Consider the following 12,497-nt stretch of genomic DNA (forward strand, 5'->3'; position numbering starts at 1 on the left):
AAAAATGGTGTGTAGACCCTTAGATTTCCCATAGCCCTGTGTGCTTCAGGAGTGGAGGTTTCATGTGACATCTGGGGACGAGAGGAATTACCAAGTCCCCATAATTGTTCGTTCAATTGATAACAAACCGGTTAAACACCCGAACTTTTGAGTCTCAGTCACTTAATATAGCGATGGCTTAGTTCTTCATGGTTTTGCTCACACTTTAACGGTCTTAGCCTGCACTTGCTGCATAGCTATGGCTTGGCGGAACTGCTTCGGTGCTAAATCATTGAGACTTCCGTGCATTCGCCGTTCATTGTAAAATCGAATATAGCTCGTCACCGTCTCGTATGCCTCCCGCTAGCTACTGAACTCGTACATTTGAAGTTAGTGAATATTCAAAATAAACGGTTCAAAAGAAACAAGCTGTAGCAGTTTAAAACTGACACAGCTTGTTTCTTTTACGGAAAAAGAGGCGGGCATATCGTAATTTGTACTTCGGTCTTACGTGCTGCAGTGGTGTGGGTGACACTTATGTAGTTTGTTGATTAAACTGATAATGTGGAGTTGGTTACGGATATTTTAAAGGTGGTTACTTTTAAAAAAATGAGAACAAAAGTTCTTGCTATATATTGCTTAGCGGTGTATAATGGAAATAAGCCAAAGAAGAAGTATTGTAAAATTTCATAGAAATTGAACAAGAATAACTCCTGTGAAGGAGCTATTTTTAGTTTACAAGGGATTTTAATTGCCTTGTTTTGTTGTGCAGTTCCTATACGGTTGTTCATGGTGAACGCACGCGCATGCGCTGTATATATGAGAAGCCGATTTCCGCATGAGAAACTCATACAAAAATCGGCTTTTTGCGTCGCACTCTATACGAGTGTGTGGATTGAAACATATGGTGCTTGATGAATTTTATGAATGGTCTGAACAAAATAATGAATTAGTGAGATTAATCGAAAAAATTGGAACAGGACCTGTCGTGGAACAGTAAAATCAGCTAGTACACATTACGAAATTATCACAGAGTACCAAGATCAAGATAGCCCCTGCCTGTATATTCAGGTAGGGGCTTTTTGTCATTTAAAGGGTGAGGACACTCGTCCAACCACCATACAGGAGGAACATATATGTCGTTTGAAAATGTATTTAAAGTATCCGCAAAATCGAAAGCCAATTCTTTGGCGGGAGCAGTAGCATCAAGCATTCAAGAAAATGGGAAGGTCGAGTTGCAGGCTGTAGGTGCTGCTGCTGTGAATCAGGCTTTGAAGGCTGTAGCCATTGCACGTGGATTTGTGGCTCCAAACGGTGTGAACTTGATCTGTGTACCAGCGTTCGTCGATGTTGTAATCAACGGAGCAGATCGTACAGCACTGAGGCTGATTGTAGAGCCGGCGAAGTAAGGGGAAGCGTTCATGATGACCCTGATCAAGCCAACACGTATACGTAGCCGTGAGGTCATACAGCAGATTCGGGAGGAATCCGAGCATCGTTGTGAATATGTGGATGCTACTACGCAGGAACGTTGCAATCATCCGGCAGAGGGAGAGCCTCACCATATTCGGACAAGGGGAGCTGGCGGAGAAGACCGTCGGGAAAACCTGATTCACTTATGCGGCTGGCATCATCGACTGTTTCATGATGGCAATCTGGATCGTAATGAACTCATTCAGATTGTAGCCAAACGAGAAGGAGTAGCACCGGAGGAAATTGCCGATGTACTCAAGTTGCCTTATCAGCCGCCACCAACCGAGCCAGCTCCTCAGCCGAAAATTGAGGAATTGTTGCAAGCGTACATTCAGATTGATGAGCAAGAACAAGAAACGAGGTTTATTAAGGGCCAGCTTCTGGATGCCATGCTTGCTGCCGGAGCAAAGCAAAAGTTTCTGTCATCGCAAATTGGCGTCAGCCCTGCTCAAATTCGAGAACTGGTGCATGTGTATCGCACATTCCCAACGCCTGAATCCCGAATCCCTTCATTGAGCTGGTATCACCACAGAGTAGCTAGTCATTCTAGCGAACCGGCTATGCTGCTCGTTAAAGCCAATGATGAAGCGATGAGCACCAGAGATTTGCGCAAGGTGATTTTGGAGCAGGAGGGAGCGAATCAACTTGTCAAACAAGATGAGGATCAGGAGCAAAAGAAGGCCAAGCAGGTCTTGGCATCTGCTCAGAAGATTTTGGATTCCGGAAGTGAGGCCGCCAAGTGGCTTCGGGCTGAATTGAAACAAATACTGGAGGAGGAACAGATTTGATTTTAAAGAACGTATTAGACATGCTCGACCCCGAACATTCAAAACGTGTCAGAATGCTTTCAATGGACTTAGCTCGTGCATTGAAGTTAAGCGAACGGGAAATTGAACTCATTGGTTACGGAGCACTGTATCACGACATTGGGAAAATTTCGATTCCTACGTCTATACTGGAATCGACAAGTAAGCTCAGTGAAGATGAATATAAATTAATGCAGCGGCATGTGGACTATGGATTGTCAATTCTATCTGTGTACACAGGTGAGGAAATGGAGGCGGCGCAAACCATTGTCGCCTCTCACCATGAGCGCTGGGATGGTCTGGGGTATCCTCATGGCTTGATGGGCGAAGAAATCCCGCTCTATGGTCGAATCGTCAGCATTTGTGATGTGTTCGATGCCCTTTCATCTGAAAGAGCATACAAAGAAGCATGGCCTTTAGGACAGGTATTGGATTATGTGAAGGGGCAACACGGTAAGGCTTTTGACCCGAGGATAACTGACCGATTTCTGGAGTTGGTCTATGAAGGAGCAGTCGTATGAACGGGGCATCTCATCTGATCGGAGGAATCACAGCAGCGGTTGTCCTTGGTATCCATTCCCCAGCCCAGCTTGCAGTGGTAGCGGCAGCTTCTCTGTTGCCGGATATTGACCGCTCGAATAGTCTGCTTGGACGCTGGATTCCATTTGTACCGAGTATGCTAGAACGTACACTCGGTAAACGAACATTAACACATAGTCTTCTTTTTGGCTTCGGCATATGGTTACTACTAGGCGTTCATTCAAGCTGGCAGTGGCCTTTTTTGATTGGATATATATCGCATTTGCTGCTCGATGTTGTCACCGGAAGGATTGCCTTGTTATGGCCAATTCCGTTCAAATTCGGTGTTCCGCTGTTCGGCATTCCGCCTGTGTTTGTCGAAAGCTTGACCCTTGCTGCATGGGGAGGTTGGATGGTTTTAGGTGGATATGATTATTTCCACTTATTGTTTTAACATTTTTAGGGAACAAGAAAGGAAGAAAATTTCATGATGAGTATACTGACGAAAAGCCGGACAAGCATGATTGCAATCCTTATCGTGTGGATGTCGGTTTTCGCTGTAAGTATGGTTCTGCCTGCACATACAACATATGCCGAAACGGGTAGCAGCATTAAAGACCGCCTTAAAAGTAATGGTAGTACAACGCAATTGGAAACGACAGTCGATAAATCGACTAACAACCTTGTAGACTCCGCTCGGCGTATCTTTATCTTTGGGAGTATTGTCTTCGGTATCTGGCTAGCCGTTTCGTTTTTTAGAGCAGGATTTAGTCCAGAGACGCTTCGAGAAACCAAGACCCAATTAATTGCTTTGGTCGGTTTTCTGATTCTGTCGTTTTGGACAGAGCAAATTCTAGGTTTCGGCTTCAGTATCCTGGGGATTGATATTAATACGTATCTCAAATAAGACAGAGGTACAGGCAGAAAGGAAAATTATATGTGGGGAAATTATCATCCAATACCTTACCAAAGCAAGATTAAGGAAAAACTCTTGACCGTGTTTGGTATTGGACTTAGTTTTAAGCAATCCCTGTGGTGGGCCACAGGGATTTTCTTGTCGGTTAAAATGAGCAATATTGTTCCTCTGCTTGGAAATGACTGGATGTATTCACGTCTTCATTATTGCATACCTTTTGCTCTTTGCATGTATCTCTGTTACTTCAGGCATACCGGGACCAATCTCCCGGTATGGAGGTATTATGCTTTGATGATCAGATTAAGAGTGCGCCGCCGAATATTTGCATACAAAAAGGAGGGGGCTTGAACATGGTTTGGATCGGACTCGGAGTCCTAGCTGTATCGCTGCTTTGGATGTGGAACGCTAAGAAGAAGCCGATCCCAACGGCACAAGACGTACTTGGTAGCAAGGAAACTAAAGTGAGTTGGGATGGAATGACAGAGCGCGATAACTTGTTTCGTATGGTTGTGGAAGTGGAGCCGATTAATTCGGATCATGCTTCTCTTGAAGAACATAAGGCGATCTGGACTAATTTTTTAGGACTGGTCAATACTTTATCGTTACCCTATAAATTTGTCCTTCAGTCACAACTCTTCGAAATGAAGGATTACACCCAAACCTATGATGCCTCTGTGGAACAACTATCAGACCATTATCCAGCACTTAAAGCTTCTGGTCGAGATGTGAGTAACTACTTAACACAGAGTTTAGAGCAGGATGCGATACGGGATTACCGGGGCTACGTCATCTTTGAGTATGATCCTATTCGCGCGTCTTCCGTAAACGGGATACAAGTAGGTATCGGGAAGGTGGATGCGACGCTTGGAAAAATCGGTTCATCAGGCAATCGCATATCAGATGAAGAGAAGTCTGAGTTAGCACTTCAAATTTTAGAGGAAGCTGCGGATACCCTGTACGGATTTTGCGAACAAGTGGGGATGAAATATCAACGTTTGGATCGCGCAGGCATCTGGAATTATAGTTACCAGATGTTACAACGGGAATTGTCTCCACAAGCACGGATGATTGATGCTCTCCAATCCGAAAGTTTCAAACAGATAAAGCGCTCATTAACCGTAGAATCCGAATCTTCGTAAAAGGAAAGGAAGTTTATAAATTGATATTTGATAGGTTCAAAAAAAAACGTGCTGTAACTGTGCAAGAAGAGCTTCCTTTGGATTCGGGGAAAGCGGGCGGCGTCGATTTTGCAGCCCCGTCATTTATCCGCGAAACTATTCCGAACGATATGACCGCAAAAAATGTTAAAGTTGACAGCTATGCGGTCGAAGTGGGAGGAACCTTGATCCCAGCCCGATACTTCCGAAGTTACTTTGTTGAGATTGCATCAGGGAACACTTGGGCCGGTATGTTGGATTCTCTAATTCGTGGGAATTACGATAAAGGCGATGTCGATTTGGTTTTGCATATCTATCCGGCGGCCAATGACCAGGAACTTAATATTATTGGTCGACGGATTGCCGGGTTGTTGTCTGACCTGGCTGACGAAAAAGATGTTCGTAAGATCGACGCGATGCGCGACGAAATTGCCGACTTGAAGCAACGGCAAAAACGTATACGGCTGAATGTGGAGCGCAGCTTCCGTGCAAGCATTCAGGTCATTGTCAGTGCAACAGAGTGGAAAGAACTTATGAAGCTTTGTCGCTCATTAGTCCAACGGTTTGCTGGAAAGTCGCTTTATTTGCGATCCGCAGACGGAAGGCAATTGGAAGCCTTGCAAGGGGTGCTGCCGACTGCCACTTCGTTTAAACATGCGGAGGAACATGTGCTGTCTCTGGAAAGTTCCAATGTCGCCGATTTATTTCCGTTTGGTGGTGGCAGTTTAAACCATCGAACTGGTGTCGTGATCGGGAAAGATCGAAGTGGACGTCCAGCGTGGCTGGACAACTGGCACCCTGACTTAGCCAACTATCATATGTGTATTATCGGACGTGCCGGAGCCGGGAAAAGTTTTGTGACCAAGCTATTTAGTCATCGTTCCACGCACATTGGGCGACAAGTTGGAATTATTGATTGGAAAGGGGAATACGGTGATTTTTTGCGAGCGGTTGGGTGTCCCTTTGTCGAGCTTAGCGAGTATTCAAAAGATCGTATTAATCCTTACGATGTGGACATTACAGAATTGGCAGAAGGGACAAGATATGTTGACATTGAAGAAGCTGCTAACTCTGTACAGGCGCTAGCGTTCAAAATGATTTCTGTATACGACCGCAAAGCACTCACTGGTGAGGTGAAGGTCTTCATTGGAACGGCTATTCGGGAACAGTATGCCGAACATGGGATTACCTCTGATCCGGAAAGTTTGTATGTTTCCGTCAGTGAGGAACTTGAGGGCCAGTTCCGTGTAGGTAAGACGCGAAAGGAAATGCCGGAACTGGTGGGATTACTAGATAAAATGCTGGAAAGTCCCAGCGAAGCTATACGGAAGGCTGGAGAACTGTTTCGACCGTTTACTCGGAAGGGAAATATGAAATCCTATGCGATCTTCGACGGCTCCTCCACTGTAGAACTTAAAAGAGCGCCTTTGTTCGCTTTTGCAATTAATCGGCTGGACGCTGAAATTATGCGTCCGATTGGTTTATTTGTCACCGAGCGATGGATGATGGAGCGCTGGGCGAAAAAACATCCCGAGATTCAAAAGCTGCTTGTTATTGAAGAATGCCAAAATATTTTCTTGGATGAGGATTTTGGTGCAGTTTGGGCAGAAGGAGCATTTCGTGAAGGACGTTCGACAAACACAGGTATTGTTCCAGTCACACAAGGTTTGGAGGTGTTTACTCGTTCTCAAGCAGGAATGGCAGCGATTAAGAACAGCCCGATCAAAATCATCGGTATCCAGGAATCGCTGGACATTGATGCAGTACGGGGGAAATTGGCTTTGACGGAAGGTGAAGCTGATTTTTTAGTGTATCAGGCGCGAAAGGGAGACATGCTGGTGAAAGTGGACAACCAGTCGGCTATCGTTCATGTGGATGCTTCGCCGTTTGAACATATGTTGTTTACTTCCGACCCGAACGATCCGCTGTATGCAGAGCGAAAACGATATATTCGGGAACTGGAAAGGGTGGAGTAAATGCGAAAGCTGCTTATACTGCTCTGTCTCTTGGGGTTCGTTTTCTCGGCTCCAGCCTCGGCTTGGGCGCAAGGAGCTGTGCAACAACAGAAACAGCAGCAAGATTCGGAGCATGAAAACGCTGGATCGTCAGGAATTATTGGAAAACAGGTGGATGCTTATTATGATAATCCGGACAACCAACCTGGTCTTTTAGAGCGTTCTATTTCGGATGTGCTGATTGGTAGTGCTAATTTTCTCATTCAATTTTTTGGAATGAAAGATGTTACTTTACTGGTATTTGGGAAAAATCCGAATCCAACTGGTGATGGTTTTTTGCAAGGAGGGAGTAGTGAAACTCCTGATTCCTTGTATCTCGGTGTATTCACTGAGGGGATGATGTCTGCCATTGATGCGCTGTATGGAACATTTGAGCGCTTTATGCCGTTTCCTCTCGTTTTAGCCGTACTGCTTCTAGCAGCACTGATGTTATGGAACAGTACGTCGTCTGAAAATCGAAGCAAATCTAAAGACTACCTGACAGCCTTTTTAGTTGGCCTGTTGTCGATTCGCTTTGGTTATTATCTCTGGACATTTGTTGCGTACCTTTCCCGAAAGTTCACTGATCTCATTTGGGCGGCGATGGTGGATAACGGTGTCGAACCGAACTTATTTTTGAATATGATTTGGGGCAATGGTGCAGAAGGCTACGGGCAGATGATTGAATACCGTGGGTTTGTGGTTGCGGTGCTGGTGCTTTTGGCAGCGGTGATGATGGCAACCCTCAATTATCAATATACACTTCGGATGATCATGCTGATGATTCTGGTGTCTACCTTTGTGGTTTCGGCTGTGTTAACCATTTTTCCTAAGTTCCGCCATAGTTTGCAAACGTGGTGGGATTTGTTTTTATCATATATGCTTATGCCCTGCGCCCACGCGGTCGCATTAGGGCTTTTTTTCTTGCTACTCCGTTACAGTTCGGATGGTGTGTCCAACTGGATTATTGTGGCATACCTATTCGGTTTTTCTTCCATTCAGGGTCTAGTAAGTAAACTTTTGGGGGGAGAAGAAGCTGGCAAACGTTCCGGGTTTGGTTCCATGCTTGGCGCGGGCAGCATGATGGCTTTGGGCCGGATGTTTCGTCCTAAAGGTTCATCTGGAGGCTTTGGTAAATCTAAAAAAGGACAGAGTCAAGATATCGGAATGGATAGAGGAGGGCTGCAAGAAGGGGAAATGGCAGCCGGTACTTCCCTGCCTTCTGGAAATATTACTCCGGCTGCATCCGGTGCAGCAGGTACAGCTCCCGTATCATGGAAGCGAAAAGCGGTACAAACAGGAGGCCGAGTTGCTGGTTTTGCTCTGAATTACGGTGCGAAAGTAGCGGGGGCAACCGCTGGTACTTCCATTGGACTGATGGCTGGCAATCCGCTAATGGGAGCAGCCGTTGGAGCTAAAGTTGGTGGCTGGGCAGGCAAAGGTGCCGAAAGTCTTGCTAAAGGTGGTTTTTGGTTAGGAAATAAGGCGGTACAAGGAATACAGCAGATGAGGGATTCATCTGTATCTGCACAAGCAGAACCTATGGAGATGGATGTGGCAGTTCCTATGAGTGGTGGTGAACGTGTCAATTCTACAACTTTTCATGGACTATCTGGACAGATGAATACAGGTGGTGAAGCGGGTTTTGCCTTGTCAGGAGGACAACTGGCAACAAATGCACCAACGGTCGCGGGAGCTGCACCTTCAGTTTCCTCCGTGAATATGATTGCCCCTCATTCTGATACCTCTGTGCAGTCTGGAAATGTAACGAACAGACGGGAAGGTCTGAACCGTCAAGAAGGGATATCTCCATCTTTGACACAAGTCGTACATTCGGCTGGGGCCAGCTCCAGTCCTCAATCTGTGCTTACTTCTGAACCTAGCAAGACAATTGCAGAAAGAAAAGCTGGACCGAGCCGGGTCAAAATGATTATGGAAAATATTCGTTCTTCACAGCAGATGGTTTCAAATACAGGTTCAAATGGAACTGAGAACGTAAGGGAGGAGCAGATTCAAGTTAGAGAGCAGCTCCAGTCTTCTAACTCTCAAAATGATTCTTCTCGTAAGCCTGTCCTTCCTGTCATGAGCCACTCTGAGCAAAATCAGCAGGCAGATATGCCCTCTTCTGAACTTCCGCCGCAACGGTCGGGGACTAGGCACTATAACTATGATCTATAAGGGGGAGTTATGGACTTTAAACATCTAGCGAAACGTGCGGTTAAAATGGTTGCTGAGCGGCTTGTCATAAAACTCCTGGCAGCGATTATGCCGTATGTCCTTATTATATTTGGTCTTTTTATCATCTGTGTAGTTGCATACAGTGCCATCTTTGAAATGCCAAAGCATTCTATTTTAGGTGCATACTCCGATAAAGATCAGATTCAGGCATTGTACTTCGGCACCAAAGAAGAACAGGAAGATGCCATCACCGAATATCAGCAGGTCGCTGTTCGTTGGAAAGAGGATTTTAATCAAAATCAATTAAATCAAGTGGAGCCGTATGCCTTACCGTGGGGATGGCTTGCCATTGTGGATCGGACATTAAACGACCCTTCTTTTCTAAGCACTTACGCTGAACTGGAGAAAGAAGTAATTTTGAAACCTGAACAGACGTTTAAAGAGGTTAGGCCGACATTCAAGTGGGACACTCGTGAAAAGAAAACCGTTACCGAATATTGTGTGAGAAAAAAAGAGTCCTGGGTAATCGTGACTGGGACTATGGTAAAGCAAGAGGAACTGTTGATGCGAGCCAATACGATGCAAAACAGTTATGTATACTCATACGAACCAAGTGTCGTGGTAACCAAAAAATCTTCCCCTTGTGGCACACTGGCGACAACGGTGTACTGGTTTTCCATAACAAATATTGAAACGATCTTTGAAGATTGGACTCCACTCCAGCAACTCCTGATCGAGCGCGAAGTTAGCGACATCGATCAGGAGTTTTTAATGGATTATTGGCTCTCCTATTTAGTTGATGACGAGATCGACGGAGGCTTCCTGCCTCCTGATGATTGGCTACCTTCTGGGGGAGATTTACGTTGGCCTACACCGAGTTCCTCCAAAATAACATCTTCATTCGGGATACGGGTTCATCCCATCACGGGTGAAACCAAGAAACACAACGGCATTGACATTGGCGCACCGGAGGGAGCACCCATCTCGGCTGTGAAAGCAGGCATTGTGGTATACGCTGCTCCGATGGGGACTGCGGGTAACGCTATTATTATACGTCATGCAGATATGGAAACTCGATATTATCATCTATCCCGTATTGATGTGGTGAATGGACAGGATGTTGAGTCCGGGCAGAAAATTGGCGAAGTAGGAAGTACAGGGAGATCTACAGGGCCGCATTTGCATTTTGAAGTGCGGATAGGTGGAAATCCTGTAGACCCTCTATCTTACTTTGGCTATACAGGTTCCAAATTATTGACCTATAAGGCGCTAAATATTACGGCTGTCCAAAAGTGGCTACAGGCTCGTAACTCAGCTCTTGCCAAAGAATCCATTCTACGCATGATTGATCAAGCAGGCAAAGCGGCAAATGTAGACCCGTATCTGCTTATTGCCATAACGGGAGCCGAGCAATCATTTGTTCCAGCAAGTCACTCGCAAGCCAGCCAGATCATTCGAAACCCGTGGAATGTTTTCGGCAGTTGGAGTAATGGTAAAGGAGCTACATTGAATACAGGCGAATCTGCACGGATCGCAGCTCGTACAATCGTCAAACTTTCCAAGGGCCGCCCAGCGAATGCAAATCCAATTCAGTGGCTCAGTAGCCGAGATAATCCCAATGGCTATTATGCAGCAGACACAGACAATTGGTGGAAGAATGTAAGCTCATTTTATGACCAATTGTCCAGTCTATAGGAAGGAGAACGAGCATGAGTATGAAATGGTATGTCATTATGCTGACGGTATTCATATGTATTGTGCATCCAGTGTTGGTGTTCGCATCGGATACGAACGTAGCTGAACGAGTCCAGCAGCATAGCACAGAATTTAACCCGGAACAGTTCGGCAAACAGTTAGAGTCGAAGGGAAATGAGTTGTTTGGAGTTGCACGTTCAGGAAGTAAGCTTTATATAGGATTGGCCTTTATTATATTTCTTTGTTTACTCCTTGTGGGGGCATTTTTCAAGAAGGTTATGGCGTTTGCCTTTCTATTTTTACTTCTTGTGGTGACTGGATTCTTAATCATTCAATTTTGGCCTCAAATTATTGAATTCATCATTGCGTTTCTAAACTGGCTTCTAGGTAAAGGAGGGACAATGATTGGACCTGCACCTGGTGTTTAGCAAGCCTATACTTGAGCCACTCACGAAGGCACTCCGTATAAAAGATTACACGATTTCCGGCGTGGATGTTACTTTGGAGCAATTTGAGATTGCAGCAGTAGCCGGGAAAATAGAGGCCGAAATTGCGATTGTAGATGCAGCCATCGGAGTTGCTCATAAGCAGGAGAGTATTCGACTGCTCAAACAAATTCGCGTATGCCTTCCAGAATTACGTCTGATCGTCCTTATTCCAGAAGAGGACGAGGATTGGTGCAGAACGCTTGGGATGTACGGTATATACGATGTGTACACAACCGAACATTTTGCTGTGGAAGATGTTCAAGCGTGGATTGAAGTAAAAAAAACAATAGCCGATGTTCCTCTATTTGGTTTGGAACGTGCTGAGCGTCCTGAAGGTTATCGTGATGCGAAGGTGGAAAGCCAATCTCAGTTTACCAAGGAATCCAAGGGAGTAATGCAATCCATTCAAGCAGCGGTACAACGCTTTGCTGCGAAGAAAGGTTCACACCCTGAAGGGGAACAGGCAAAGCAGGCCGTAGAAGAGACTTCTTCCGTCAATCTGTCCAACGAAGAGGCCACAGTAGCCGATCAAGAGGAAGTGGCTGTATCATCTGTAAAGCTTGCCAAACCGAACATGTCCCATATTCCTCAGCCCTATACGGTAGCTGTAGGAGCTTTAGCAGCACGTAGTGGCAATACGCATACGGCGATTCAAGTCGCGTTTGAAACAGCACAAAGATTCAAAACGGCATTTGTTGAATATCAGAGCAATGACCGTCCTTCCGATATAGTCAGTTTTGCTTCGGATTTTGATGGATTTAAATTTCATCATCAAGGTATCGACTTTTTCCCCAATCGAACAACAGCAGATGTCATGGAAGTGTACGCTTTAGACTATGAAGTAATTGTTCTTGATCTTGGTATGCTGGTGGAGCTAACGGAAGGAAAGCCGCAATTCAATACGACAGCTCAGGAATTTTTAAGGAGTCAGATTCAGCTTCTAACCCTATCGGCAGCCCCGTGGGATTTGAAGCGATTGGTTAGCCATCTACAGGATATGCAAATGCTCATGAAGCGAGCTTCTCTCGTTATTAATTATGCAGATGATGAGATGTTCCGGGAGTGTAAGGAGCTACTCTCTCCTTCTTCCTCATCTATGATACAGAATGCATTGATAGCCAATCCCTTTACCCGGGAAGGCCATTTGAGCTTTTGGCTGGATCAGGAGCAGAAAGAAAAGAAAAAACGCTGGTTTACCCATTAATTTGAGCCTCTACCTGATGCAGATCGGGTGGGGGCTTTTTTTATTTAGGTTGAGGGTCATAGTGCTTCTCAAAAAAACAACCAAAGGA

Annotated in this window: 11 protein-coding genes and 1 pseudogene; 11 read left to right on the top strand and 1 reads right to left on the bottom strand. The window is 45.4% G+C overall.

The genetic code is table 11. From position 1 onward, the window contains the following. Positions 1–198 precede the first annotated feature (198 nt). Positions 199–327: pseudogene (locus ASL14_RS19425) on the bottom strand (IS3 family transposase); the annotation flags it as partial. Positions 328–1,115: 788 nt separating this feature from the next. Between ASL14_RS19425 and ASL14_RS19430 the strand changes: the two are divergent. The 11 genes from ASL14_RS19430 (at position 1,116) to ASL14_RS19480 (ending at position 12,409) form a co-directional block, all read left to right on the top strand. Continuing rightward, a complete protein-coding gene (locus ASL14_RS19430; RefSeq protein ID WP_134913101.1) occupies positions 1,116–1,388 on the top strand; it encodes a stage V sporulation protein S in 273 nt (90 codons plus the stop codon). A gap of 12 nt (positions 1,389–1,400) precedes the next feature. After that, on the top strand, positions 1,401–2,240 hold the full coding sequence (locus tag ASL14_RS19435) for an HNH endonuclease (protein ID WP_134913102.1): 840 nt from the start codon (positions 1,401–1,403) through the stop codon (positions 2,238–2,240). Positions 2,241–2,260: 20 nt separating this feature from the next. Further along, positions 2,261–2,779: an HD-GYP domain-containing protein gene (locus ASL14_RS19440; RefSeq protein ID WP_223264368.1), complete on the top strand. Its 519-nt coding sequence runs from the start codon at positions 2,261–2,263 to the stop codon at positions 2,777–2,779. Beyond that, positions 2,776–3,231, top strand: a complete 456-nt coding sequence (locus tag ASL14_RS19445) for a metal-dependent hydrolase (protein ID WP_134913104.1) — start codon at positions 2,776–2,778, stop codon at positions 3,229–3,231. Before ASL14_RS19440 ends, ASL14_RS19445 begins: the two co-directional genes overlap by 4 nt. 33 nt (positions 3,232–3,264) lie before the next feature. Further along, a complete protein-coding gene (locus ASL14_RS19450) occupies positions 3,265–3,684 on the top strand; it encodes a hypothetical protein (RefSeq protein ID WP_134913105.1) in 420 nt (139 codons plus the stop codon). 359 nt (positions 3,685–4,043) lie between these two features. Next, positions 4,044–4,832 (top strand): hypothetical protein, encoded by a 789-nt coding sequence (locus ASL14_RS19455; RefSeq protein WP_134913106.1) that lies wholly within the window; start codon positions 4,044–4,046, stop codon positions 4,830–4,832. A gap of 20 nt (positions 4,833–4,852) precedes the next feature. After that, on the top strand, positions 4,853–6,826 hold the full coding sequence (locus ASL14_RS19460) for a VirB4 family type IV secretion system protein (protein ID WP_223264040.1): 1,974 nt from the start codon (positions 4,853–4,855) through the stop codon (positions 6,824–6,826). Continuing rightward, positions 6,827–9,022 carry a DUF1269 domain-containing protein gene (locus ASL14_RS19465; RefSeq protein WP_134913107.1) on the top strand — a complete coding sequence of 732 codons (2,196 nt, stop codon included), beginning with the start codon at positions 6,827–6,829 and terminating at the stop codon, positions 9,020–9,022. A 9-nt stretch (positions 9,023–9,031) separates the two neighbouring features. Continuing rightward, positions 9,032–10,717 (top strand): M23 family metallopeptidase, encoded by a 1,686-nt coding sequence (locus tag ASL14_RS19470; RefSeq protein ID WP_134913108.1) that lies wholly within the window; start codon positions 9,032–9,034, stop codon positions 10,715–10,717. A gap of 14 nt (positions 10,718–10,731) precedes the next feature. Further along, on the top strand, positions 10,732–11,145 hold the full coding sequence (locus ASL14_RS19475) for a hypothetical protein (protein ID WP_134913109.1): 414 nt from the start codon (positions 10,732–10,734) through the stop codon (positions 11,143–11,145). After that, positions 11,123–12,409: a hypothetical protein gene (locus tag ASL14_RS19480; protein WP_134913110.1), complete on the top strand. Its 1,287-nt coding sequence runs from the start codon at positions 11,123–11,125 to the stop codon at positions 12,407–12,409. Before ASL14_RS19475 ends, ASL14_RS19480 begins: the two co-directional genes overlap by 23 nt. The last annotated feature ends 88 nt before the right edge of the window (positions 12,410–12,497 follow it).

The organism is Paenibacillus sp. IHB B 3084 (genome assembly GCF_001447315.1).
Lineage (GTDB): Bacteria > Bacillota > Bacilli > Paenibacillales > Paenibacillaceae > Paenibacillus.

Bases quoted from the DNA above. Each gene is read 5' to 3' on its own strand.
- ASL14_RS19435 (WP_134913102.1), top strand. From the start codon at position 1,401: ATGATGACCCTGATCAAGCCAACACGTATACGTAGCCGTGAGGTCATA.
- ASL14_RS19440 (WP_223264368.1), top strand. From the start codon at position 2,261: ATGCTCGACCCCGAACATTCAAAACGTGTCAGAATGCTTTCAATGGAC.
- ASL14_RS19470 (WP_134913108.1), top strand. From the start codon at position 9,032: ATGGACTTTAAACATCTAGCGAAACGTGCGGTTAAAATGGTTGCTGAG.
- ASL14_RS19455 (WP_134913106.1), top strand. From the start codon at position 4,044: ATGGTTTGGATCGGACTCGGAGTCCTAGCTGTATCGCTGCTTTGGATG.
- ASL14_RS19465 (WP_134913107.1), top strand. From the start codon at position 6,827: ATGCGAAAGCTGCTTATACTGCTCTGTCTCTTGGGGTTCGTTTTCTCG.
- ASL14_RS19450 (WP_134913105.1), top strand. From the start codon at position 3,265: ATGATGAGTATACTGACGAAAAGCCGGACAAGCATGATTGCAATCCTT.
- ASL14_RS19475 (WP_134913109.1), top strand. From the start codon at position 10,732: ATGAGTATGAAATGGTATGTCATTATGCTGACGGTATTCATATGTATT.
- ASL14_RS19445 (WP_134913104.1), top strand. From the start codon at position 2,776: ATGAACGGGGCATCTCATCTGATCGGAGGAATCACAGCAGCGGTTGTC.
- ASL14_RS19430 (WP_134913101.1), top strand. From the start codon at position 1,116: ATGTCGTTTGAAAATGTATTTAAAGTATCCGCAAAATCGAAAGCCAAT.